Raw genomic sequence first — 25,224 nt, 5'->3', positions numbered from 1 at the left:
TGTCTTTGGTTTCAGCAATCTGAAACTCTTGCTAAGGTAAGTGGATTGTATGCAATTTTGGTGACAATTTTCCTACCTTCAGCCCGCGAAAATTTTGTAGAAGATCACTATTAATTCTTTAAGCTTATGTCGGCTTCCATGCTGTTCACATTCGTGGTAGGCTATTTTGTGCTGCTTCTGGCGGTAGCGTACTTCACTTCCCGTAACTCTAACAATGATTCTTTCTTCATCGGTAACCGTAATTCCAATTGGATGCTGGTGGCTTTTGGTATGATCGGAACATCACTGAGTGGTGTAACTTTCGTAAGTGTTCCCGGTGCCGTAGGAAAAGAATCCTTTGCGTATTTCCAGATCATGATCGGTTATTTTATCGGTTATATGGTGATCGCATTTGTTTTGCTTCCGTTGTATTACAAGCTCAATCTCACTTCCATTTACAATTACCTGAGCACAAGGCTTGGTTTCAAATCGTACAAAACCGGTGCTTCTTTCTTCATCCTCAGCCGCACGCTCGGCGCCACAGCGCGATTGTACCTGGTGGTGAAGATCCTGCAGGACACAATCCTCAGCAGCTTCGGCGTGCCTTTCTGGGCCACCACACTGATCATCCTGCTGATGATCCTGTTGTACACTTATGAAGGCGGTGTGAAAACCATCGTGTATACAGATACACTTCAAACCACCTGTATGCTGCTCGGTCTTGTAGTGTGTGTGATCTACATTCTCAACAAGATGGATATGAGCCTTGGTCAAAGTCTCAGCGTCATGGGCGAGGAAGGTTATTCCAAAGTATTCTTCACCAATCCCGACAGTAAATTCTTTTTTGTCAAACAGATATTGGCGGGGGCTTTCATTACTATAACTATGACGGGTATGGACCAGGAGATGATGCAAAAGAATATCTCCGTGAAAACCCTCAAAGATGCACAGAAGAATGTGGTAACGCTGAGCATCATCATGTTCGTGGTGATTGGTCTCTTCCTGGTATTGGGTGGATTACTGCACATATACGCGGCACAGCAGGGCATCACAGCCACCGGCGATAAGCTCTTCCCTGAAGTGGCGCTGAACCATATGACGCCGCTGATCTCCGTGGTATTCATCATCGCGCTGATCTCTGCACTCTTCCCGAGTGCGGATGGCGCTATCACGGCTCTCACTTCTTCTTTCTGTATCGATATCCTGGGAATGCAGAGAAGACAGGACTGGAGCGATGCTGAGAAGAAAAAGATCCGTCAGCGTACACACCTCATTTTTGCAGCGATCTTCCTCCTTTTTGTGATGGTATTTGAATGGATCAACAATAACAGTATGATCGGTGTGATCCTTAAGATTGCGGCTTACACTTATGGTCCGCTGCTGGGTCTTTTCAGTTTCGGTATCCTCACCAAACGTGTGGTGAACGATCAGTTGGCACCCATTATTTGTGTGGTGGCGCCCCTGATCTGCCTGGTGCTCGATATTTTCCAGAAATCGCTTTTCGGGGATTTCGAGATTGGCCTGGAACTCCTGATCATTAATGGCGGCCTCACCTTTATCGGTTTGCTGCTGGTATCAAAAAAAGCCGCTCTCCGGGTAAACTAAATAGCCCGTTACTGCGTTTAAATGAATAGAATGCCATCCCTCTACGCTCCCAACGGGAGACCAAAGGATGGCATTCCTTGTCTTCACCCCTAAACGCAAAGTATGAACGACACGATCCGCAAGAGTAAGCAACGCAGGTGGTCAGAGAGCAAAGCGCACAGCAGCTGGCAGATCTTCAAGATCATGGCTGAATTTGTTGATGGATTTGAAGCGCTTGCCAAGATTGGTCCCTGCATTTCCGTTTTCGGTTCTGCCCGCACTCAACCCGGGCATCCTCATTACGAGCTCACAGTTCAGATCTCCAAAAGGCTGGCGGAAGAAGGCTTCGGTATCATCTCCGGTGGCGGCCCTGGTATCATGGAAGCCGCCAATAAAGGCGCCCAGCTTGGTTCCGGCAAATCCGTGGGTCTCAATATCGATCTGCCTTTCGAGCAGCATTCCAACCCTTTCATCGACCGCGATGCCAATCTCGATTTCGATTATTTCTTCGTAAGAAAGGTCATGTTCACCAAATACTCTCAGGGCTTCGTAATGATGCCTGGCGGATTCGGAACGATGGACGAATTCTTCGAAGTGATCACCCTCATCCAGACAGGCAAAATGTTGCAGGTTCCCCTGATCCTCGTTGGCGCCGACTACTGGAGCGGCCTCGTTGCCTGGATGCAGGACATCATGCTGAAACAGGCTTCCAATATCTCGCCAGAAGACCTCGATCTCCTCAAAATTGCGGATACACCCGAAGAAGTAGTTGCGCATGTGCTGGAATTCTATACCAGGCATCCGCTGCAGCCAAATTTCTAGCCTTTTTGAAGTGGCTTTTTCGCGTGAGGGTATAACAATTCCGGCTGTGAAACGAACCAGCGCGTGAGAATAGTGATGGGCTTTTGTAAGGGAAGATGATGGGTTCGGTAATTCTGTTGGGCTTCATCGCTTACGTTTCGGAGGCCGCAATTGCTATACCCTAACGCTGATGGACATACTAAGCTGGCGAGAAAAATCTTCTGTGCGAATGAGTGATTGAATGCAGGCTTGCCATCAGACCTGGTGAATGCTGAGAATGTTTTCCGCTGATTGATCGGTATAGATATTGCTCCATTCAGTTATGCATCGAAGAAGTTGTTTGAAGATGCCAATAGAAATGAATAATGTTCCTTCGTACAAAAAAGCTGCACCTGCATCGTGATGGAGCAAAGGTGATATGAAAAGTCCGGCCTTGAAAACATACGCGAAAAAGCCCGATAGAATTACTATAGCCCAATCTCACCAACCCACAGCTCAAAATATATCCTCCCGCGCTGGTTTGTTTTCCAGCCGGCGTTCATATCCCTTTGCGACGAAAAAAATTAAGCTACATCATCATCAGAAGACGGAGGAACAGCACTCGTAGCCAACCCCACTTCATTCTTCGGCTTCCTGATCTTGGCAATCATCTTTCTAACGCCTCTGAACACACGATAGTAGAATTCTTTGTTGAAGAGTTGCGAATCATGCAGCGCTTTCCAGATGAGGAACATGCCGATCGGCACCAGCACGAAAGTGGCCATCCACATGCCTCCCAGTGGTGTAAGTACATCTTCCTTCACGAATTTCTTTCCGAAGTTGTTCAACAGGAAGAAGATCACGAAGAAAATCACGGCAAACACAACAGGTGTTCCGATCCCACCCTTGCGTACGATGGAGCCAAGCGGCGCACCGATCAGGAAGAGTACCAGCACTGCAAGCGACATGGTGATCTTCTCATGCCAGGTCATGAGGTGGAGACGAAGGTCTTTGCGCTTGTTCTCGTATTCGATAGAACTGCCTTCCACAGCGGATTTCATGGAGCTGGCATATGATGCGGCCATGTCAACCACTGAGCTGCGGAGACTGTCCGGAATGAGCTGGGCGAATGATTTGATGGAGTCCGGAACAGCTGGGGCCTTCACTTTGGTCCAGCCTGTATCCAGATATTTATTGAAGGTGAGGTATACCTGAAGGTCGCTTCGCGTGCGGTCTTCCACTTTTTTGGTATCGCGATCCAGTGAATCGATCACAATGCTCAGTTGTCGAACGTTGAGCATCTCGTAACGGTTGCGATATACGCTGTCTGATGTTTGATTGAAAGCGAGTGCGCTGAGGTCCAGGATCTTTTTGTATTCCTTGAAGCCGAGGCGTGTGAACTGTGTATTGGTGGTATTGCGGTTGCCTTCTTCCTGGTAGCGCCATCCATCCTGAAGTTTGAATTCGAGAAACATTTTGTCCGGCGTTACTTTCATTACGCCGCGGCGTGCTGCGATCATATTATCCTGAAGCTGTGTTCTGGCTTCTTCATAGATGATCACATTGTGAAGGATCGAGTCCTGTTCTTTCTTTCCCACCTTCAATGCAAAACCGGGAATGGTGGTATAGAATACGCCTTCTTTGAGATCGAAGGCAGGTTTTTTATTGATAAGATCTGAATGCAGTGTTCTCATCTTCAGATTGGCTACGGGGATCACGTAGTTATTGAAGAGGAAGGCCAGAACGGAGAGAAAGGCAGCTACTATCAGCAGGGGGCGCATGAAGCGCATGAGGCCGATGCCCGCTGATTTGATGGCTACCAGTTCGAATGTTTCCCCGAGGTTACCGAAGGTCATGATACTACTGAGCAATACGGCAAGGGGAAGGGCGAGTGGTACCAGGGTGGCGCTGAGATAGGTGATGAGGCGCAGCATTACGAAGCCATCGATCCCTTTACCAACGAAATCGTCTATCCACAACCAGAAGAATTGAAGGATCAGCACAAAGAGTGTGAGGAAAAAGGTGGCGATAAAAGGGCCTATAAATGCCCTGAGTACAAGTATATCCAGTTTTTTGATCACAATACTGCTAGTTACCTTTAATACATGAATCCAACAAAAATACAGCTTTCGGAAGATGAATTGGCATTCGTTCAAAATGCTCAATTGCTTTTAACAAAGAATGCCATTATGAATAAGGCTGTGGAGGCGATGGGGGAGATGCATGGATTGATTCAGCAACTAATGAAGGAGCTGGAACCACCATTACCGGCAGAGGTGCTGGCTTCTTCAGCGAAGATATCAAAAGGAGAAAAATATGAAGGGCTTCCCTGGGTGATGCTTGATTATCCGAAGTATTTTGGAAAGGACGCCGTGTTTGCTGTGAGAACGATGTTTTGGTGGGGGAATTTTTTCAGCATCACATTACATCTGAGCGGAGTGTATAAACAACAGTTCAGGGATGTGTTGCTGCAGAACAGGAAACTGCTGCAGGAATGTAATTTTTATTTATGTGTAGGAGAAGATGAGTGGCGGCACGACTTTGCCCCTACCAATTATGTATCGCTTGACCGCCTGAGCGAACAAGCAGTGGAAGACATACTTTCGGTTACTGATTTCTGTAAGTTGTCTGTGAGAATACCGTTACAGATGTGGAATCTGTCTGTGAATACGGCGGATACCCTGTACCGCGCCATATTCAATGCACTCATGACTTAGTTGCCGAGGCGATGGAACAGATCTTTCACCTGGTAACCCCATAACTGACTTTGATCTTTTACTTCACTTTTTTCAGCAAAATCTTTTATCACAAGAATCGTTTGGTTGGTCACTTCTGATTTCTCGATGCGGAATTCAAAATATTCTTCGGTTGGTGCATGCAGCCAGTGGAAGCGAATGAATTTGTCTTCTTCACTCTCTGTAACTTCTGCTTTATCTATTGAACCATTCCAGGAAAAGCTGAATACATTATCGCGCTCGTCCACTTTATCTGCAAACCACTCCTGCAAACCGGCTGGTGTACTGAGGAATTCGAATAAAATGGAAGGAGAACATCTTACCGGATACTCTAACGTAAATTGTTGTTTCTTACTCATCTACTCCTTTTATTGAACTATTTATAATACCTGTGTTGCAATAATAGAAAAATAATATAACCCTAAAAATTTTTTGTTGGAGGCGCCGTTAAAGATAGGGAAAGATAACATTGGCGAAAAAAAGTTTAAAGCTGCTGGAAACCAGTTATTTAGAATTCTTTTTTTTGGAAAATGATCCTGAATTGGTTAAATTGCTTCAGCAGGCATTTTACAAGTTGACGATCAAAATATAAGAAAACCGGCTTTGTTACGTTTTTCTCCTGGATACCAGGCAACCTTTAAACCTTAAAAACCCTTTAAACGACCTCAACCTATGAGTATGCGTCAACTCAAGATCACGAAATCAATTACGAATCGTGAATCTCAGAGCCTTGAGAAATACCTGCAGGAAATCGGAAAAGTTGAATTGATCAGCCCTGAAGAGGAAGTGCGTCTCGCCCGTAGAATCAAACAGGGCGATCAGTCTGCACTTGACAAACTGACCAAAGCCAATCTCCGCTTCGTAGTCTCCGTGGCAAAGCAGTATCAGAACCAGGGCCTCTCTCTACCAGATCTTATCAACGAGGGCAATCTCGGCCTCATCAAGGCAGCACAGCGTTTTGATGAAACCCGCGGCTTCAAATTCATCTCCTATGCCGTGTGGTGGATCCGCCAAAGTATCTTACAGGCACTGGCTGAACAAAGCCGTATCGTTCGACTCCCACTCAACAAGGTTGGTTTGACCAACAAGATCCAGAAAGCATTCTCACAACTCGAACAGGAATTTGAGCGCGAGCCCAGTCCTGAAGAACTGGCTGAACTGCTGGAGCTGGAAACCGAAGAAGTTTCCGCAACCCTGGGCATTGCTGCCAGGCATGTAAGCATGGATACACCGCTGTCTGAAGGGGAAGACAATACCCTGGTGGATGTGCTGGAAAATCCCAATGCCGAGTATGCGAATACCAATATCGAGCACAGGGAAAGCCTCAAACAGGAGATCGAGCGGTCCATGAAAATGCTGACCGAGCGACAGAAAGAGGTGATCTGCTATTTCTTCGGCATCGGGGTGGACCATCCCATGAGCCTGGAAGATATTGGCGACAAATTCAACCTCACCCGCGAGCGCGTGAGGCAGATCAAAGACAAGGCTATCACCAAGTTGCGTACCAATTCACGGTCCAAAGCCCTCCGCGGCTACCTGGGCGTATAATCCGTAAAATTGTAATTATACCCGAAAGAAACTTTACACTTCATAATCTTACTGTAAATTTGCCCGCTGAAAATAAAGTCATTGCGGGGTCTGTACTGTCCCTGGTTGGACGGCCGGCCCCGCGATTCCTTTTTAGAAAATTGAAAAAACATGTTCCAGAATCTTACAGAGCGGTTAGAATCGGCCTTTAAACAAATCAAGGGTGAAGGCAGGATCACCGAGTTGAATATCGCTGCAACGGTGAAGGATATACGCCGTGCACTGGTGGATGCCGACGTCAACTATAAAATTGCGAAGGAGTTTACCGATAAGATCAAGGATGAGGCCATGGGCCAGAAAGTGATCACGGCAGTAAGCCCCGGACAGTTGATGGTGAAGATCGTGAAAGACGAGCTGGTGGCGCTCATGGGCGGCAGCGAGAGTGAGTTGCAGTCCAAAGGCAATCCCGCCGTTATCCTCATCGCAGGTCTGCAGGGTTCCGGTAAAACCACTTTCAGCGCCAAGCTGGCCAATTACCTCAAGACTAAAAAAGGATTGAGCCCATTGCTGGTGGCAGCAGATATCTACCGCCCTGCGGCCATCGACCAGTTGAAAGTGCTGGGTGAGCAGATCGGCGTGGACGTATACAGTGAACCTGAAAACAAGAATGCCGTTCAGATCGCAGAGAATGCGGTGAAAGAGGCAAGAAGTAAAAATAAGAACGTGATCATCATCGATACGGCCGGCCGTTTGGCTGTAGACGAGCAGATGATGACCGAAGTGGCCAATGTGAAAAGCGCCGTGAAACCGAATGAGATCCTCTTTGTGGTGGACTCCATGACCGGTCAGGATGCTGTGAATACGGCCAAAGCCTTCAACGACCGCCTGGACTTTACCGGCGTGGTACTCACCAAACTGGATGGTGATACACGCGGTGGTGCGGCCCTTTCCATCAAATACACGGTGGAAAAGCCCATCAAGTTCGTGAGCAGTGGTGAAAAGATGGATACCCTGGATGTGTTCTACCCCGAGCGTATGGCACAGCGTATCCTGGGTATGGGTGATATCACAACCCTCGTGGAAAAGGCTCAGGCTCAGTTTGATGAAGAGCAGGCGAAGAAGCTGGAAAAGAAGATCCGCAAGAACCAGTTCGACCTGTCTGACTTCAAGCAACAACTGGAGCAGATCAAGAAAATGGGAAATATCAAGGATCTGTTAGGCATGATCCCTGGTGTCGGAAAGGCTGTAAAAGACATTGATATCTCCGATGACGCTTTCAAAGGTATTGAAGCATTGATCAATAGTATGACTCCGGAAGAAAGAGCCAACCCCGATATTCTGGATGCACGTCGTAAGACGCGCATTGCCAAAGGAGCGGGAAAAAGCATGGATGAGCTCAATGGTTTTCTGAAGCAATTTGAGCAGATGAAAAACATGATGAAAATGATGAATAAAATGCCCATGGGCCGCATGGGGCTTGGCCGCCGTTGATTTTCCGCCGAATGTAAAATTTTTGTGTTGCGCTGACTTTTCTATACAAATTGTATTAAATTTGGCAAAGTCAGTGCGATTGTTACCTTTGCAATCCTTGACATATTTTAAATTGTAACCCTATTTGTTCACGCATTTAAATTTCTATTTAAAATGCCAGTAAAAATCAGACTGCAACGACATGGGTCTAAAAAAAGACCATTCTATTTCATCGTAGTAGCCGACGCGCGCTCACCCAGAGATGGTAAATTCATTCAGAAGCTCGGTACTTACAATCCTCTTACAGTTCCTGCAAGTGTTCAACTGGATCGCCAGAAGGCACTGGATTGGCTGCACAAAGGTGCTCAGCCTACAGATACTGTTCGCAGGATCCTTTCTTTCAAAGGAGTGCTTTATCTGAAACACCTGCTGCGTGGTGTTAAGCTCGGTCTGTTCGATGATGCTGCTGCTATGGAGAAATTCCAGGTTTGGCATTCAGAGCATGAGGCGCAACTGAAAAAGCGCCAGGAAGCTAATGCCAGAGATCGTCGTCCTCGTCGTCCGATGGCTCCCACCGGTCCGAAGAGAAGCGAGTCTTAATTAGCGCATGGAATTAAGCTATTAAATCCCGGTGAATCTTTCATCGGGATTTTTTGTCACTACTCACTAACTTGCACGCGTACACTATGACCAATTACAACAGTATAGGAAAATTAGCAGCCACCTTCGGCGTAAAAGGGGAACTGGTGCTGGTCCACCACCTGGGCCAGAAAACAGCGCTCAAAGGCGTTCCCGCTATCTTCATCGAGATCAAACGAGATGAACTGCTCCCTTACTTTGTAGAAGAAGCACGTGTGAAGAACGAGACCGAGCTCTTCATCAAACTCGAAGGCATCAACTCCAAAGAAGAAGCCCGAAATTTCCTCCAGAAACAGGTATGGCTACCCGAAGAAACTGTTCAGCAGTTCACCAATAAGACCGCACCTATTTCTTATCTCGGCTTCCATATCATCGATAACGGCACCGATATCGGCGAGATCCTGGAAGTGATAGAACAACCTCATCAGCTTCTCTGCCGCATCGATCTCGATGGCAAGGAAGCTCTCATTCCGATGCACCAGGAAACTTTACTGAAAGTGGACAAGAAGAAAAAAGAAGTGCACGTTCAACTGCCGGATGGCCTGCTGGATATTTTCAGGTGATCAGGATTTGAACTTCTCTGTAACCATATCCCGGTAATTGATACTTACCGGCACCACTGCATTATTGGTGAGCACCAGCTCATCAGGCTTCAGCAACCGGATCGCTTTCAGCGCTACCATAAAGGACTTATGTGTTCTCACAAATTGCTCGGGGGGCAGAGATTCCTCCAGCTTCTTCATCGTGATATGCACCAGGTAGTTCTTCTCATTGGTCACTATCTTCATATAATCCTTCGATGCTTCAATATAAAGGATCTGGTTATACTGTACGCGGATCATTCCATCTTTTTCTTTGACCACCAATGCGCCGGCTTCCTCCGGTTTCTCCGCAGAACTTCCACCAGCCCCGATCAGGGCTTTCGCTTTTTCCACGGCTTTGGCAAAGCGTTCCGGCGAAAATGGTTTCAGCAGGTAATCCACGGCATTCAATTCATAACTCTCCAGGGCATGCTCCGCATAAGCTGTAGTGAAGATCACTTTGGGCGGATTGCTGAGTGTCTTTAGAAAATTGATACCATTCACCAGTGGCATCTCAATGTCCAGGAAAATAAGGTCAACGCTTTGCTGTTCCAGTTTGGCAAAAGCTTCCAGGGCATTGCGGCATTTGGCCACCAATACCAATCCTGGCGTTTGCAGGATATACGCTTCCAGGATCTGGTGGGCTATCAGTTCATCGTCACAGATGAGGCATTTGATCATAAGGTTTTCGGGTATACTAAAGGTTTATGAAACTGTTGATAATAAGATATCGATATTGACTTCGTATTGGCCCTTTTCTTTTTTGATATTCATCTTATGCCGGTTGGGATAAATGAGTTCCAGCCGCTTCTGCACATTTTGAATACCGATGCCGCCATAGTTGGTCCCTTCCTGCGCCAGAGGGATGGCGGCATTCAGCGTTTGCTGGGTCAGCAGATCATTCACGATATGAAAATGCAGACGCCCGTCTTTCAGTTCCAGTGAGCCATGGATGTATCCATTCTCTGTAACACGGTGTGCGCCGTGCTTGAAGCTGTTCTCGATGAACTGGATGAACAGCAGTGGTACGATCTGTTGCCCGGCGGCAATGCCTTTTATCGTGAATGCAATATCCGCTTCGGGGTATCTCGCTTTTTCCATGGCCACATAGTTTTCAATGAAGGCGATGTCTTTTTCCAATGGCACGAAATGTTGCTGGCAATCATACAAAATATACCGCATCATGTCGGAGAGCCGGAGGATATAGGAAGGAGTATCCTTGTTGCCGGTAAGGCTCATGCCGTAAATACTGTTGAGTGTATTGAACAGGAAATGCGGGTGGAGCTGGGCTTTCAGTGATTCCAGTTGCAGTACCAGGTTGTCGCGTTCCAAGAGGAATTTCTTTTTTTCATTTTCGAAAGCATAGCGCATGAAGGCTACAGACATGAAGGCCAGCAGGTCTGTGAGCAAAGTATTTGGGGCCCAGCCGAATAAATACCTGAGCTTATCAGATGCAATGGCGTGTTGCTGCTGATAGTACGTGCCCAGGTCACCGGCGGGATGCAATGCCTGGAAGATCCATGTCACCAGCCAGTTGTTGAGCTTGAGCAGGATCCAGAAATAAAGGATGATTGTGAGCACCAGGAATCCGTAGCGTTTTGCCAGCAACAATTTCGGAGCGATGATCCTGTAAAATGGAATAGTGTACAAGGTCATGGCAATGGAATAGATGATCAGTTGCGGCCAGGGAAAACTATCGAAATGCGGATTGGGAAGATGGCCCTGGTCCAGGAAAAAGGAATACTTATACAGGCAAACATAGATCAGCCAAACCATGAGCTCAAAGACCAGCGGGAACCTGCTGCGTTGTGTTGTAGTGGTGACTGCGTTCATATTGGGTTTGATGTTGACCGGCAAGACTACAATATAAGCCGCTTGCGCCAGATCCGTTTCGACAAGATCGGAAATTCCTTCGACGAAATCTGTCCTGTTTTATTTTGCAGAGCGGTAGTGCCATCTTGCCGAAGCTGCCTTTTCCCGGCAGGGCCTGCATTGTAGGTTTGCTTCATGATCAACACAAACAAAATAAAGCAAACGCATATGAGAACTTTTACTACCTTTTTAGCCCTGTCCATTATTTCACTGGCAACAAATGCACAAAGCCAGGATACCACCAAACCCGTCGTAAAGAATTTGTCTGCGGTGACCGTTACTGCCGCCAAAGCTTTCGTTTCTCAAAAAGGAGATAGAGTGGTGCTGAATGTTGCGGGTAGCCCCATCGCTGCCAGTGGTAATGCCTGGGAAGTGATCAAACGCGGTCCCGGTATCATCGATCAGAATGGCGCGCTTTCTTTCCGTGGTAAGAAAATAGTGGTGTTGCTGGATGGCCGTTTGAGTCATCTCGAAGGGGAAGAGCTTCGCAATTTCCTCAACAGCATGCCGGCCAATACCATCAGTACTGTTGAGCTAATTTCCAATCCTCCTGCACGTTACGACGCAACAGGCGGCGCCGTGATCAATATCGTTACCACTAAAAGTCTGAAATTCGGCACCAACGGAACGCTTACTGCCGGAACAGGCGCCGGACGTTATGGTCGTTACAATGTTGGCGGCTCAGTCAATTATCGCAATCAACACATCAACGCCTGGGGTAGCTACGATTATCGTTATACGAAAACATACAGCGATGCTTTCACCAGCCGGGCGCTTGCTTCAAAAGATCGTCTGCTGGACAATACCCATCGTGTGGGAGAGAATTATGGTCATTTCCTGAAAGCCGGACTGGAATACAGCATCGATCCCAAGCATACGATCGGCCTGATGTTGAAAGGGGGTATTACCATCAATGATGCAGGATCTTTCAATCATTCCTCGATAGCCGATTCCGTTGTAACTACCAACCGCAGCGCGTATTCCCGTGTCAGTACACCTTCCGTGAACCTCTTCTACAAATGGGCCATTAATGCGAAAGGTGCTTCCCTGTCTGTGAATGCCGATCATTTTGAGTACGATAAAAAATGGAATGATGATTTCATCACGCGCTACTATGATGCAACCGGAGAAGAATATCAACATCCATATAACCTTCGCGATCAGTCGCCGGCCACCAACAGGGTGCAATCCATTTCCATTGATTATACATTGCCCACCAAATTTGCCAGCTTTGAAACTGGATTGAAATCCATTTTCACCAAAACAGATAATGATGTGTTGTGGGAAGAAATGATGGGCAACAAATGGATTACGGACAGCAGCCGCACCAATCATTTCATTTACCGGGAAAACATTTACGCTGCTTATGTGAACGCACGGAAACAAATGGGGAAATACAGTGTGCAGGCTGGTTTGCGCGTAGAAGGAACAGAAACGAAAGGCGACCTCCTTACCTGGAACAAAAAAAGCAGCAGGGATTATTTCAATGTGTTCCCGACTGTGAACATTGCTTACACGGCTGATGAGAAAAATGAACTGAGCCTGAGCTATCGCAAAAGCATCCAGCGATTCAAATTTGATGTGGTGAATCCTTTTATCGTTTTCCGTTCTCAATACAGCTATTATGAGGGCAATCCCGAAATCAGGCCCAGCATTGCGCATGCTTTTGAAGTGTCGCACAGTTTCAGGAATGAATTGTTCAGCTCGATCGGTTACACGCATTATGTGGATGCATTGTCTGAAGTGTATCGCCCCGGCGCAATGCCCGGTTCTGTGATCAGCCGCTCTGAGAATCTTGGTACTGGCGATATGTTAAATGCCACTGTATCGCATACTATTTCCTGGTTGAGCAACAAATGGAATATCACCAATACCGTGAACGCGATGTATTGCAAATACAATACAGCAGATCCGGATCAGAATGAAGGTATGCTCACTGCCAATATCACCAGCCAGCATATGATCCTGTTGCCAAAAGGATTCAAAGCCGAACTGTTCGGGTCTTATACCAGCCCGATGATCATTGGTGCTTATCGTATCAATTCCGTATTCACGGTGGATGCAGGTGTGAGCAAATCACTGTTCAACAACCGGGCAACTGTAGCGCTGAATGTTTCCGATCTTTTCAACTCCAATGTATCTGTGTTTGATGTGAAAGGATTTGGCGTGAGCTCTTACAACCGTAACAAGATGGAAAGCCGATTTGTTAAGCTGGCCTTCACCTGGAAGTTTGGCAATAAAAATGTAAAAGTGAACAGCAGCCGCAGGAGCGGAGTGGAAACGGAATCGAGAAGGATGGGAGAGTAGCTCTCAGGCAGCAGTCGCTCGCCGGGGACGCGGGGGACTTCTATCCGGGAATTCAAGCTCCGTTTATTTTTTCAACGATGCAAGAATATTGCTGATCTGCACAAAATGCCTTTGATGATGTGCTATGAAGAACCTGAAAGTATCACCCAGCTTAAGTTTGATGAAAGATGCAATGGAGATGGGGATACGTATCCTGCCGAGTGGAACTTTTTTCGCTTTTTCTAATAACTCCAATAATTCTTCTTCCTGTTTCAGGAACTCATTCAGAACGGTATGACTATCCAGGTCAACAGAAGGTATATGGTTTTTGAATGCCTTCATTTTGTTTTTGATCATTCCGTTCTTGTCCGGCAACATGGAGTTGGCGAAGTAATTACCGAGGAAGCCGGGTTTATAGGAAGGTTCATAACCCGCGGATGATTCAGCCATCGCCTTTTTGATCCGCGGAAGATAGTACCTGCCATAAGTATTCAGGTGCTCGATATTCTGAACCACGCTCCATCTGCCGGGCGCCGGAACTTGCAGCAGGACCTCCGGGTCCTGCTGTTGCAATTGACGAAGGCTGAGAATGATCTGACGTGTATCGTTTTCCAGGAGTTCGAGGGTGTTGGAGCTGTTCAGTTTTTTCATTTTTCTCTTATTTACAGCAAAGCTAGATAGGGGCGGATTGGAAAATCTTGGCGCAGACCAAGATTTTGGAAGAAGCTTCGCCGGAGGCGAAGAAATATAAGTCACTCGCCGGAGGCGAGCGACTGTCGGCACTCTGAGTAATTATTCGATGCGAACAGTGCTAAGCAGTTTGCTGAAAGTACTGGCGTCAATACCGAGATAGGAGGCGAGGTATTTGTGCGGGATAATTTGCAATACATGAGGGCTGCGTTTCAATAATATCCTGAATTTTTCTTCGGCGCTGAACTTCAGTAATTCAACCTGGCGTTCGAGTACGCCGGAGAGCGCAAAGGCGGTGGCTTTCAGCACCCATGCCATCAGCTCGGGATGTTTATCGGCTAACTGTCTTACCTGCTGATGCGAGGTCCGCAGCATTTTACTGCTGGTAAGCGTTTCAAAGAAAAATCGACTGGACATTTGCGTTAGGAAGCTATCGGCCACTCCTGCAAAGGAATAGGGATAGGTGAAAACGATGGTGGCATCCGGATGATGATCGTCCATATGGAAAGCTCGCTGCACGCCGTCCAGTACAAAGTAGAGGTGACGTTCCGTTTCGCCGGCAACAGTGAGTACTGTTTTGCGTTTGAATTCAACGGTTTGCCATATCCGGGAGAATGGTTCCCATACATGATCCGGCAGGGCCTGCATGGCAAAAACATGCTGTTTGAGTATATCGATACTGTTTTCCAATTCAACAAAAATAAACATTTCACTATTGCGTAACTTGCAGTTGAAATGGGAAAATCACCACAAAGGATCATTGCGCACTTTGACCTGGATGCGTTCTTCGTATCGGTGGAGTGCTTACTGGATCCCACGCTTAAAGGCAAGCCTATCCTTGTGGGGGGCCGCGAGCGGGGAGTGGTGGCTGCCTGTTCCTACGAGGCACGTAAATTCGGCATCCATTCGGCCATGCCCATGAAAACGGCCATGCGGCTTTGTCCACAGGCCATTGTTGTAAAAGGCCACCGGGGCGAATACAGCAAATACTCCCGCATCGTTACCAATATCATTGCTGAAAAAGCGCCGCTTTTCGAGAAAGCCAGTATCGATGAGTTCTATCTCGATCTCACCGGAATGGATAAATACTTCCAGCCTTACCAGTGGACCATCGATCTGCGCCAGGAGATCATCGATACCACAGGTCTTCCCATCTCTTTCGGACTGGGCGCCAATAAAATGATCGCTAAAATCGCCACAGATGCCGCTAAACCGAATGGTTATCTTTTTATCCCATTCGGCCGGGAAAAAGATTTCCTGGCGCCACTTGCCGTGAATAAGATCCATGGCGTGGGAAAGCAGACCTGGCAGTCCCTGCAGGCTATCGGCATTACCACTATCAAAGACCTCAGTGAAACGCCCATAGAACTCCTGGAAAAGCGTTTCGGCAAATATGGAGGAGATCTCTGGTGGAAGAGCCAGGGCGTTCATAATGGCGAGGTAACGCCTTATCACGAAGCCAAGAGCATTTCCACGGAAAATACTTTTGAGGAGAATATCACGGACGTCAGCAGGCTGGAAGCTGAGCTGGTGCACATGACAGAAAAAGTGGCTTACGAACTGCGGCAGGACAATAAGATGGCTGGCTGCATTACCGTGAAGATCCGTTACCCCGACTTTGAGACCACTTCACGCCAGACCAGTATCGATTACACTTTTTACGACGATGAGCTGCTCCCGCAGGCCCGCGACCTCTTCCACAAACTCTGGCGTAAAGGCACTCCTGTGCGACTCCTGGGTGTTCGCCTCAGCGAACTCACCGGAGAAGCAGTCCAGACCAATCTTTTCAGTAATGTGGAGAGAAAGACCGAGCTGTACAAAGCCATCGATGACGTAAAGAACCGCTTTGGGAAGAACGCTATTTCCAAAGCCACAGGAACCAATGGAAATAAGCCCCAGCGCCCCGATCCACATCTCCCAGGCCGCTCGGAATAATGTAATATTCCTTACCTTTTGACAGCAAATTTGAGAATTAACAAATTAGTCTACTTTTTCGGTAGGATATTAGTATCTTCGTTACCCTTCTGCTAACACATTTTAATAACCATAAATGTTTGAATTATGAGTTTAAGATTAGGAGACATAGCTCCCAACTTCAGGGCAAAGACTACTGCCGGTGACCTGGATTTCTATGAATACCTCGGCAATGGCTGGGGCATCCTCTTTTCTCACCCCGCCGACTATACGCCCGTGTGTACAACCGAACTGGGAAAGACTGCTCTGCTGCAGGAGGAATTTGCAAAACGCAATGTAAAAGTACTGGCCGTGAGTGTTGATCCACTGGAAAAGCACTTTGGCTGGGTTAACGATATCAACGAAACTCAGAACTGTAACGTGGGCTTTCCCATCATCGCTGATGAAAGCCGCGAAGTAGCAGGACTGTACGATATGATCCACCCCAATGCATCAGAGACCTTCACTGTTCGTTCCCTGTTTGTGATCGGACCGGACAAGAAAGTTAAACTGATGATCACTTACCCTGCTTCTACCGGAAGGAACTTCTACGAAGTACTGCGCGTGGTTGACTCGCTTCAACTGACTGCCAATTACAGCGTAGCAACGCCTGCCGACTGGAAACATGGAGAGAATGTGATTGTAGTACCTGCAGTATCCACTGAAGATGCTATCAAGAAATTCCCCAAAGGAGTTGATGTGGTAAAACCATATCTGCGCTACACACCGCAGCCTAATCTGTAATTGTTATACCTGTAACAGCAATCAGGCTGTAGTTCCGTAGCTTTTAATATTCAGGATCCCTTGCATTTACTGCAGGGGATTTTTGTTTGAAGGGATAGGATTCTTCCCGGCAATTAGTATCTTAAGGGAACAAACCAATCTACTGCTACATGAGAAAGCTGTTTTTCGTTTTCCTGTTTTCCATTCCTGCATTATTGTCTGCGCAACGAACGCTCCTGCATTGTGGCAGGCTGATAGATGTAAAGAATGGTTCAGTGCTTACTGAGCAAACCATCCTCGTCGAAGGAAATAAGATATCGGATATACAAAAGGGTTATGTTGCCGGAACCAGCTCTGATATTGTGATCGATCTGAAACGATCCACGGTGATGCCGGGATTGATCGATTGTCATGTGCATATGGAGCATGAAACCAATCCGAACCGTTACCTGGAAGCTTTTACATTGAATCCCGCCGATTATGCATTTCAATCTGTAGTATTCAGCAATCGTACTTTGATGGCTGGCTTTACATCTGTGCGCGATCTCGGCGGCAGCGGTGTGAACATCGCTTTGCGCAATGCCATCAATAAGAACTTGATCGTAGGACCGCGTGTGTTTACGGCAGGGAAATCTATTGCAACTACAGGCGGCCATGCTGATCCCACGAATGGCTATCGCAAAGACCTGCAAGGTGATCCGGGGCCTTCAGCAGGCGTTGCCAATGGGCCGGATGAATGCCGCAAAGCGGTTCGTCAACGATACAAGGATGGCTCAGACCTGATCAAGATCACTGCATCGGGCGGTGTGCTCAGCGTTGCGAAGAGCGGCGAGAACCCACAGTTTACAGAAGATGAAATAAAAGCGATTGTTGAAACGGCGAAAGATTACGGTTTTAAAGTGGCAGCTCATTGTCATGGCGCTGAAGCCATGAAGCGTGCAGTGCGTGGTGGTGTGAACAGTATCGAACACGGAACTTATATGGATGATGAAGTGATTGCGCTGATGAAGCAGCATGGAACTTACCTGGTAGCAACCATCATTGCAGGAAAATCTGTTGCTGACTCTGCAAAGAAGACAGGCTATTATCCTGAGCTGGTAACACCCAAGGCGCTGGCCATCGGACCAAAAATGCAGAACATGTTTGCCAAAGCATACAGGGAAGGAGTGAAGATCGCATTCGGTACCGATGCCGGTGTGTACGCGCATGGCAAGAACTGGATGGAGTTTGTGTATATGAATGAAGCCGGCATGCCGGTGATCAAAGCCATTCAGTCGGCCACTGTGAGTGCCGCTGATCTGCTGGGTGTAAGTGATCAGCTAGGCAGTATAGAGAAAGGGAAACTGGCCGATATCATTGCGGTGGATGGCGATCCGGAACGCGATGCGAAAGTGATGGGGAAAGTGAATTTTGTGATGAAGGATGGCGTGGTGTATAAGAAATGATCAATGTTTGAAAACAGCTACCTGTATTACGAGGTGAGCTGACTTCCTGGTATTGAATGATGTCATATACAGGAATTGGTTGCTGACGGGAAAATGCAAAAGTGGACAATGCCATGCAGAATTGGTGCAATCATCACCTCCGTTTCTTCCATGCTTGATGCCGTAAAAAACAAAATGTATTGCAGGATGCTGCTGCATACATTTTATTACATAAATCGATTTGGATTCTTTACTTCACCCGCTTCCTTAACTGCTGCAACAGCGCCCGCATATCCTTCGGCATCTCTGCCTTCAGCACATACTTCGTACCGTTAGGAGATGTAAACCGTAGTTCTGCTGCATGTAACGCTACCCTGTTTAGGATCGGACGTTCCTCTTCTTCGCTTTTGGAGAGCTTGTAATCTTTTTTGATGCTGGAAATCAGCACGGGTTTTCCATCGCCATAAGTTTCATCACAAATCAGCGGATGACCCAGGAACTGCATATGCACACGGATCTGGTGTGTACGACCGGTATGGATCTGAAATCTCACCAGCGAGAATTTTCCGAAATTCTCTTCTACTTTATAATCGGTGATAGATGGCTTGCCTCTTCTGTGGATAAGCATTTCACCTCTTTTGGTGGTGTTTTCCGCGATCGGCTGATCGATGGTGCCTTCGGTTGAAGGCAATGTACCGGTTACGATGCCCTCATAGAATTTCTCCACCGTTCTGTCTTCGAATGCGATGGAGAGGAATTGATGGGCTTCTTCGTTCTTGGCGAAAATGATCACGCCGCTGGTATCCCTGTCCAGACGATGCACAACAAAGATATTTCCGTATTTCTCGCGGAGTAATTGTTTGAGACTCGTCTCTTTTCCTTCCCGGTCAGGGATGCTGAGCATTCCTGATGGTTTATTGACAGCTACAAAATGATCGTTCTCTTCGATAATGTCCAGTGAGATCTTAGCCACGGCGCGCAGGTTTGTTTTTGTTGGTGTAGGAAGCGTTGAGGTATTTGAGCAGTCGGACTTCCTTCTCGGTGAGGAGTCTCCATTTGCCGCGGTCAACATTCTTCTTGGTGAGATTGGCGTACATTACGCGGTCCAGGTTACGCACATCGTAGCCCATATGTTCAAAGATGCGGCGGACGATGCGGTTGCGGCCGCTGTGGATCTCGATACCGATCACTGCTTTGTCTTTGCTGTCAGCATACGCGAGTGCGTCGGGCTGAATGAAGCCATCTTCGAGGTTCACGCCACCTATGATACTGTCGAAGTCTTTTTTGGTGAGTGGTTTATCGAGTGTTACTTCATAGATCTTTTTGATCTCGTAACTGGGATGTGATAATTTCTGCGCCAGTTCTCCATCATTGGTAAGGAGAAGAACGCCGGTTGTATTGCGGTCCAGCCTTCCGATCGGGTATACGCGCTCGGTAGTGGCATTGCGGATGATATCCAGCACTGTTTTGCGGCCCTGCGGATCTTCTGTAGTAGTGATATAATCCTTGGGTTTGTTGAGCAGGATGTACACGAGATTCCTTCTCACGGCTATTTTCTTTCCATTCACTTTGATCTCGTCTTTGCCGGATACTTTGAAACCTGGTTCGGTAACGGTTTCTCCATTCACTACTACCTTACCTGATCTCACGATATCGGCTGCATCCCTTCTGGAGCAAACGCCTGCATGTGCAATGAATTTATTGAGCGGCATAGTGCCTGTATTCACGATAGCAGGTTTTTCAGGAGTTTCCTCAGTTTTCTCTACCGCAATCTTCTTGCGGGCGGTACCGGGAGTGTTTTTTGCAGACTTCTCTGTTTGCGGGCCTGCGCCTTCGATCCGGCTGGCGAAGTTCGATTTGGGTTTCGATGTTTTTTCGGATCCGCCTTCACGTTTTTTGAATGCAGGCTTTTCTGTTTTATCGAAACGGGAAGGTTTGGTATCTTCTGTGGAGCCTTCTTCGTTCTTTTGGTAAGGGTTCCTGTCGGTGAAGCGTGTATTCTTGAATCTGGGCGACTGCTGCTCCTGATCTTTCGGTGCAGCGGGAATTTCTTTTTTGAAGCCCTTTGTTTTTTCTTCAAAGCCCGCAGCGTCGCGGCTCATCGCTTTGTAACCACCAGCTTTCTTGAAAGCGCGTGGACCTAAGCCGCTGCTCTTTTTAAAGCCGCCTTTCTTTTTGAAACCGCCACGTGAATCACCTTGTTGATTACGGTCTTCACGATCATTGCTTTTGAAAGAACGCTTTCCTTTGGAAGCTCCTTTATAGGAACTATTGCCGGTATCATTCTTTTTGAATGTGCGGCCACCGCGTTCTTTGCTATCTTCTGATTTGGAGAATTTCTTTTTCTCGATCCTGTCAGCGCCTTCATTGCCGCGTGATCCCCATTTGGCTTTACTGGTTGTATTTCCAGTAGCTCTTGACTGTTTTGCCTCTTCTTTCTTTTTAGCAAAATATTCCTGGGTCTCTTTGCGCATGGCTTTCTTTTCCTGGCGGATGCGCTCTTTTTTGATGGATCCTTTTTCTTCCGTCTGGATGAATTTCTTGAATCCCTGAGGTTGTTTTTTCATAAAAATGCATTGCTGTTTTTCAACAGTAAATAAAAAATATATAGAGAAATATTAACCTACCTGTACTTCCTTATTGGCCAGCTGACCGCAGGCTGCATCGATATCTTTTCCACGACTCCGGCGTAGCCTTGCATTGACGCGGTGTTTTTCCAGGTACTGCATGAATGCCTGCACAGCATTCTCGTCGGGCTTCATGAAAGCGGCTTTGTCGATCGGATTGTACTCGATAATATTCACAAGATCTGCAGGAACCTGTCTGTAGATCCTGATCAGTTCATCCGCATCTTTCAGAGAATCGTTGAAGTCTTTGAAGAGGATGTATTCGAAAGTGATCTCATTACCGGTTGCCTTGTAGAAGAAATTCATGGCATCGATCAGGGCTTTGAGATTGTTGGTCTCATTGATCGGCATGATCTCATTTCTTTTCTGGTCATTGGCTGCGTGCAAAGACAAAGCGAGTTTGAATCGAACCTGGTCTTCACCCAGCTGACGGATCATTTTCGCAACACCGGCGGTAGACACGGTGATGCGGCGCGGGCTCATGGCCAGTCCACCATTCGGATCAGTGATCTTCTCGATGGCTTTGAGTACGTTCTTATAATTCAGCAGCGGCTCACCCATTCCCATGAATACGATATTGGTGAGTTTCTTATTGTATACGCGTTCGGATTGCTGATTGATCAGTACCACTTCGTCATAGATCTCATCGTAGTCAAGATTGCGTTTGCGCTCCATGTACCCTGTAGCGCAGAATTTACAGCTGAGTGAACATCCGATCTGTGAGCTCACGCAGGCAGTTTTGCGTTCGTCTGTCGGGATCAGAACGCCTTCCACGGCATGTCCGTCAACAGTCTTGAATCTTGATTTCACCGTTCCATCTGCGGAATATTGAGTGGCACCCACGCCGAGGGCGGGAAGGGAGAAATTGTCAGCGAGTTTCTGACGGAGCTCTTTGCTGAGGTTGGTCATGGCTTCGAAGCTATGGGCATGTTTCTGCCAAATCCATTCGTACACCTGTCTGGTGCGGAACTTTTTCTCGCCAAGTTCCTCAAAATAAGTCTCCAACTCACTGAGGCTCAGGTGCCTTATGTTCTTCTTCCCTGTGTTTGCCATCCTGCAAAGGTACTATTGTTTTTGGTAACGGCGGGCCTGTATTGCAAGATGGGGCAATCCGCTATATTTGCTGCCTTAATAAGCTATATGAAGAAAGTTTATATCGTTGATGCAGTGAGAACGCCGATCGGAAAATATGGTGGCGCACTCAGCAGCATCAGGCCTGACGACCTGCTTGCCCATGTGCTCAGAACCCTCATCCAGCGCAATCCTGGGGTTGATGTGAATGCGATCGAAGATGTGATTGCCGGCGATGCCAACCAGGCGGGGGAAGATAACCGCGATGTGGCCCGGATGGCCGCTCTCCTGGCTGGTCTGCCCGTTTCTGTTGGTGGCAATACCGTGAACCGTCTCTGCGCTTCCGGGTTGCAGGCTATTATGGATGCTGCCCGCGGCGTGATGTGCGGCGAGGGCGAACTCTACCTGGCAGGTGGCGTTGAAAGCATGACCCGCGCGCCTTTCGTGATGGCCAAATCATCAGGAGCCTGGAGTCGTAATACCGAAATGTACGATACCACTATCGGATGGCGATTCACCAATAAGAAACTCTCCGATATGCATCATCCCTATTCGATGGGAGAAACTGCGGAGAACGTTGCCAGACAATGGAAGATCAGTCGCGAAGAGCAGGATGCATTTGCACTGGCGAGCCAGGACAAATATTTCGCTGCACTCGAGAGAGGTATCTGGCCCATCGAGATCGCAGGTGTGGAAGTATTGGGAGGAAAGAATGAAAAGATCTTGTTCGAAGTGGATGAGCATCCGCGCAAATCAACTTTGGAGAAACTACAGACCCTTCGTCCTGCTTTTGCGAAGGACGGTTCGGTAACAGCGGGCAACTCTTCCGGCATCAATGACGGCGCTGCTGCTGTATTGCTTGCCAGTGAAGAGGCGTTAAAGAAATATGATCTCACGCCGATGGCGCGGATTGTATCGATGGGCGTAGCCGGCGTGGATCCCAGCATCATGGGAATCGGCCCTGTACCTGCATCGCAGAAGGCGCTGCAACGTGCAGGTCTTACAGTGAAAGACCTGGACCTGATCGAACTGAATGAGGCCTTTGCTTCACAATCCCTCGCCTGCATCCGTGATCTGGGGCTTGATCAGAGCAAAGTGAATGTGAATGGTGGCGCAATTGCCATCGGTCATCCGCTGGGTTGCAGTGGTGTGCGCATCACTACCACGCTTGTGCATGAAATGCAACGCAGGGATATGCGTTATGGACTGGCCACTATGTGTGTGGGCGTAGGGCAGGGAGCTGCTATCGTGTATGAAAAAGTGTAAAAAGATAATTTTGTAAGATAATCGAAAGGCGGAGCGATGGCTTCGCCTTTTTTCTGGCATAATCTTTTCAATGAGTGTAAACATTGATTGTTGGACCCCTGGCAAATCCTGTCCGGATGCGGGATTACCGTGGATTCCTCAATTATTTTCAGTAACTTGAATGTCCTAAAATTTGTTGTTATGCAGGAAGGATTACTCACACCCGCAATTGCCACAACCGTAACACGATTGACCAGTCATGTGCTGGACATGCCGTTACGGGCGCGCGATCTCGACCTGGATGAATGGCTGGCAAAGCCCAATCCCGCAAAATGGTCGAAGCTGGAAATTCTCGGTCACCTCGTTGACTCTGCCATCAACAACCTCAAACGCTTTACCGACGTACAGTATCTTCCACAACCCTACAGGATCACACCTTATCAGCAGGACGATCTCGTTACTATCAACGCGTACCAGCAACTGCCCTTCGATCATATCCTCCAGATGTGGATCGGATTGAATCAGCAGATACTCTACGTGATTGCCAATCTACCTGCGGATAAACTCAGTCACCAGGTGATCATTCCTAACGGCGAAGTGAAAACGCTTGGCTGGTGGATAGATGATTATGCTGATCATATGGAGCACCATCTCCGGCAGATCTTTTATCCGAAAACATAACAAGCCGCATCGGCCATCGTCACCTTGAGCTGTGTGCCTTTGCGCAGGTCTTTGATGACTGCTTCACCGGCAGCCAGTTCCTGAGAGCCGATAATGATAGCATAGGGAATGCCTTTCTTTTCTGCATACTTGAACTGCTTATCGAATTTGGTGTTCTCATGGAAGAGTTCGCTGCGGATACCTGCCAGCCTCAGTTCCTGCATGAGTTTGTAAGCTGCCTTGCTTTCTGCTTCTCCGAGGTTGAAGAGTAATACCTGTGTGCCTACCTGAACATCGGGAGGGAAATGGTTCATTTCTTCCAGCACATCATAGATCCGGTCTACGCCAAAGCTGATACCTACTCCGGGAATATTGGGAACACCGAACAGGCCTGTGAGATCATCATAACGGCCACCGCCGCCGATGCTGCCCATCTTCACCTGGGGTGGTGCTTTGGCTTCAAAAATGATGCCGGTGTAATAGTTCAGTCCACGCGCCAAAGTGAAATCGATGATCAGCTCTTTTAGGTTGACCGTTTCCGTTACTGTGCGCAGTTCAGCAATGCCTTCGGCTGCAGCATCGGTGCTGGTGAGCAGGTCTGCTATTGCTTTCAGCTTTTCTTCATTGCTGCCATCGATTTTAAGATATTGTTCGATGATATCGATTTGATCATTCTTCAGACCTCGTACTACCAATTCCTCTTTTACTTTTTCCAGCCCGATCTTGTCCAGCTTATCGATAGCGATGGTGATATTGATCATCTGGTCTGCACCACCACAGCGTTCAGCCAGCGCCGTTAGGATCTTTCGACTATTGATGCGGAGCTCGTATCCTTTCAGTCCGAGGTCCATGAATACCGTGTGATAGATATTCACCAGTTCCACTTCATTAAGGAGAGAGCGGCTGCCCACTACATCAGCATCGCATTGCGTAAACTCACGGTAACGGCCACGTTGCGGATTGTCTGCTCTCCAAACGGGTTGGATCTGGTAGCGTTTGAACGGGAAGGTGAGCTGGTTATGGTTCATTGCCACATAACGAGCGAAAGGAATGGTGAGATCATATTTCAGTGCGCGTTCAGTGAGGTCTGAAGTGGTTTTGCCCTGCAATACTTTCTCGAGGGCTGCGCGAGTTTTTTCTTCCTTGTCTTTATTGTCCAGTCCATTGTTGAGGATCTTGAAGATGAGTTTATCTCCTTCTTCTCCGTATTTGCCCATAAGGGTTTCGATATTTTCCATGGCCGGCGTTTCAAGTGGTTGAAAGCCGTAGAGTTCAAATACGTTGCGGATAGTATTGAATATGTATTGCCTTTTGCGTACTACTTCCGGTCCGAAATCTCTTGTTCCCCGGGGAATTGAAGGTTTTGTCATTGTTGCTT

At 47.6% G+C, this 25,224-nt stretch carries 23 protein-coding genes; 13 read left to right on the top strand and 10 right to left on the bottom strand.

What is annotated here, in order from left to right; translation table 11 throughout:
• The first annotated feature begins 126 nt into the window (after positions 1 to 126).
• Complete coding sequence (locus FSB84_RS03270; protein ID WP_130542922.1) at positions 127 to 1,584, top strand: sodium:solute symporter; 1,458 nt, start codon at positions 127 to 129, stop codon at positions 1,582 to 1,584.
• A 102-nt stretch (positions 1,585 to 1,686) separates the two neighbouring features.
• Entirely contained in the window at positions 1,687 to 2,385 is a 699-nt protein-coding gene (locus FSB84_RS03265) for an LOG family protein (RefSeq protein ID WP_130542923.1), read from the top strand.
• A 542-nt stretch (positions 2,386 to 2,927) separates the two neighbouring features.
• Here FSB84_RS03265 and FSB84_RS03260 read toward each other — a convergent pair.
• Positions 2,928 to 4,424 carry an LptF/LptG family permease gene (locus FSB84_RS03260; RefSeq protein WP_130542924.1) on the bottom strand — a complete coding sequence of 499 codons (1,497 nt, stop codon included), beginning with the start codon at positions 4,422 to 4,424 and terminating at the stop codon, positions 2,928 to 2,930.
• Positions 4,425 to 4,448: 24 nt separating this feature from the next.
• Here FSB84_RS03260 and FSB84_RS03255 point away from each other — a divergent pair, with 24 nt between their 5' ends.
• A complete protein-coding gene (locus FSB84_RS03255; RefSeq protein WP_130542925.1) occupies positions 4,449 to 5,060 on the top strand; it encodes a hypothetical protein in 612 nt (203 codons plus the stop codon).
• On the opposite strand, the gene FSB84_RS03250 is transcribed toward FSB84_RS03255, so the two are convergent.
• Entirely contained in the window at positions 5,057 to 5,437 is a 381-nt protein-coding gene (locus FSB84_RS03250) for an START-like domain-containing protein (protein WP_130542926.1), read from the bottom strand. The genes FSB84_RS03255 and FSB84_RS03250 overlap by 4 nt on opposite strands.
• Before the next feature lie 319 nt (positions 5,438 to 5,756).
• Between FSB84_RS03250 and FSB84_RS03245 the strand changes: the two genes are divergently transcribed.
• The 4 genes from FSB84_RS03245 (at position 5,757) to rimM (ending at position 9,277) form a co-directional block, all read left to right on the top strand.
• A complete protein-coding gene (locus FSB84_RS03245) occupies positions 5,757 to 6,626 on the top strand; it encodes a sigma-70 family RNA polymerase sigma factor (RefSeq protein WP_130542927.1) in 870 nt (289 codons plus the stop codon).
• Positions 6,627 to 6,776: 150 nt separating this feature from the next.
• The gene (ffh, locus tag FSB84_RS03240; protein ID WP_130542928.1) at positions 6,777 to 8,096 is read left to right on the top strand and encodes a signal recognition particle protein; all 1,320 of its coding nucleotides are present in this window, start codon (positions 6,777 to 6,779) and stop codon (positions 8,094 to 8,096) included.
• A 153-nt stretch (positions 8,097 to 8,249) separates the two neighbouring features.
• Positions 8,250 to 8,675: a 30S ribosomal protein S16 gene (gene rpsP, locus FSB84_RS31580; RefSeq protein ID WP_127131865.1), complete on the top strand. Its 426-nt coding sequence runs from the start codon at positions 8,250 to 8,252 to the stop codon at positions 8,673 to 8,675.
• Between the two features lie 86 nt (positions 8,676 to 8,761).
• Positions 8,762 to 9,277, top strand: coding sequence for a ribosome maturation factor RimM (gene rimM / locus FSB84_RS03230; protein WP_130542929.1), 516 nt, complete (start codon positions 8,762 to 8,764; stop codon positions 9,275 to 9,277).
• On the opposite strand, the gene FSB84_RS03225 is transcribed toward rimM, so the two are convergent.
• Positions 9,278 to 9,976 carry a LytR/AlgR family response regulator transcription factor gene (locus FSB84_RS03225; RefSeq protein ID WP_130542930.1) on the bottom strand — a complete coding sequence of 233 codons (699 nt, stop codon included), beginning with the start codon at positions 9,974 to 9,976 and terminating at the stop codon, positions 9,278 to 9,280.
• 24 nt (positions 9,977 to 10,000) lie between these two features.
• On the bottom strand, positions 10,001 to 11,128 hold the full coding sequence (locus FSB84_RS03220; RefSeq protein ID WP_130542931.1) for a sensor histidine kinase: 1,128 nt from the start codon (positions 11,126 to 11,128) through the stop codon (positions 10,001 to 10,003).
• A 207-nt stretch (positions 11,129 to 11,335) separates the two neighbouring features.
• Here FSB84_RS03220 and FSB84_RS03215 point away from each other — a divergent pair, with 207 nt between their 5' ends.
• The gene (locus tag FSB84_RS03215) at positions 11,336 to 13,474 is read left to right on the top strand and encodes an outer membrane beta-barrel protein (protein WP_158643765.1); all 2,139 of its coding nucleotides are present in this window, start codon (positions 11,336 to 11,338) and stop codon (positions 13,472 to 13,474) included.
• A 63-nt stretch (positions 13,475 to 13,537) separates the two neighbouring features.
• Here FSB84_RS03215 and FSB84_RS03210 read toward each other — a convergent pair whose 3' ends face one another.
• Positions 13,538 to 14,104 (bottom strand): DinB family protein, encoded by a 567-nt coding sequence (locus FSB84_RS03210; protein ID WP_130542933.1) that lies wholly within the window; start codon positions 14,102 to 14,104, stop codon positions 13,538 to 13,540.
• 141 nt (positions 14,105 to 14,245) lie between these two features.
• Positions 14,246 to 14,833 carry a Crp/Fnr family transcriptional regulator gene (locus tag FSB84_RS03205; protein WP_130542934.1) on the bottom strand — a complete coding sequence of 196 codons (588 nt, stop codon included), beginning with the start codon at positions 14,831 to 14,833 and terminating at the stop codon, positions 14,246 to 14,248.
• Between the two features lie 45 nt (positions 14,834 to 14,878).
• On the opposite strand from FSB84_RS03205, the gene dinB reads away from it, so the two are divergent.
• From dinB to FSB84_RS03190, 3 genes are all read left to right on the top strand, one after another.
• Entirely contained in the window at positions 14,879 to 16,078 is a 1,200-nt protein-coding gene (gene dinB, locus FSB84_RS03200; RefSeq protein WP_130542935.1) for a DNA polymerase IV, read from the top strand.
• Positions 16,079 to 16,204: 126 nt separating this feature from the next.
• A complete protein-coding gene (locus FSB84_RS03195; protein WP_130542936.1) occupies positions 16,205 to 16,840 on the top strand; it encodes a peroxiredoxin in 636 nt (211 codons plus the stop codon).
• A 149-nt stretch (positions 16,841 to 16,989) separates the two neighbouring features.
• Positions 16,990 to 18,264 (top strand): metal-dependent hydrolase family protein, encoded by a 1,275-nt coding sequence (locus FSB84_RS03190; RefSeq protein WP_130542937.1) that lies wholly within the window; start codon positions 16,990 to 16,992, stop codon positions 18,262 to 18,264.
• Between the two features lie 229 nt (positions 18,265 to 18,493).
• On the opposite strand, the gene FSB84_RS03185 is transcribed toward FSB84_RS03190, so the two are convergent.
• Genes FSB84_RS03185 through rlmN form a run of 3 tightly spaced genes read right to left on the bottom strand, consistent with a single transcriptional unit; the run spans position 18,494 to position 21,923 of the window.
• Positions 18,494 to 19,216 (bottom strand): RluA family pseudouridine synthase, encoded by a 723-nt coding sequence (locus FSB84_RS03185; RefSeq protein WP_130542938.1) that lies wholly within the window; start codon positions 19,214 to 19,216, stop codon positions 18,494 to 18,496.
• The gene (locus FSB84_RS03180; protein WP_225979968.1) at positions 19,209 to 20,810 is read right to left on the bottom strand and encodes a pseudouridine synthase; all 1,602 of its coding nucleotides are present in this window, start codon (positions 20,808 to 20,810) and stop codon (positions 19,209 to 19,211) included. Before FSB84_RS03180 ends, FSB84_RS03185 begins: the two co-directional genes overlap by 8 nt.
• Positions 20,811 to 20,861: 51 nt before the next feature.
• Positions 20,862 to 21,923: a 23S rRNA (adenine(2503)-C(2))-methyltransferase RlmN gene (gene rlmN, locus FSB84_RS03175; RefSeq protein WP_130542939.1), complete on the bottom strand. Its 1,062-nt coding sequence runs from the start codon at positions 21,921 to 21,923 to the stop codon at positions 20,862 to 20,864.
• 87 nt (positions 21,924 to 22,010) lie between these two features.
• Here rlmN and FSB84_RS03170 point away from each other — a divergent pair, with 87 nt between their 5' ends.
• Both FSB84_RS03170 and FSB84_RS03165 read left to right on the top strand, forming a co-directional pair.
• The gene (locus tag FSB84_RS03170; protein ID WP_130542940.1) at positions 22,011 to 23,207 is read left to right on the top strand and encodes a thiolase family protein; all 1,197 of its coding nucleotides are present in this window, start codon (positions 22,011 to 22,013) and stop codon (positions 23,205 to 23,207) included.
• A 180-nt stretch (positions 23,208 to 23,387) separates the two neighbouring features.
• Entirely contained in the window at positions 23,388 to 23,867 is a 480-nt protein-coding gene (locus FSB84_RS03165; protein ID WP_130542941.1) for a DinB family protein, read from the top strand.
• Here FSB84_RS03165 and hisS read toward each other — a convergent pair.
• On the bottom strand, positions 23,852 to 25,216 hold the full coding sequence (hisS, locus tag FSB84_RS03160; protein ID WP_130542942.1) for a histidine--tRNA ligase: 1,365 nt from the start codon (positions 25,214 to 25,216) through the stop codon (positions 23,852 to 23,854). The two genes, FSB84_RS03165 and hisS, sit on opposite strands and share 16 nt — an antisense overlap.
• Positions 25,217 to 25,224 lie beyond the last annotated feature (8 nt).

It is taken from the genome of Pseudobacter ginsenosidimutans (genome assembly GCF_007970185.1).
Lineage (GTDB): Bacteria > Bacteroidota > Bacteroidia > Chitinophagales > Chitinophagaceae > Pseudobacter > Pseudobacter ginsenosidimutans.
This window is presented reverse-complemented; position numbering and strand designations above follow the sequence as displayed.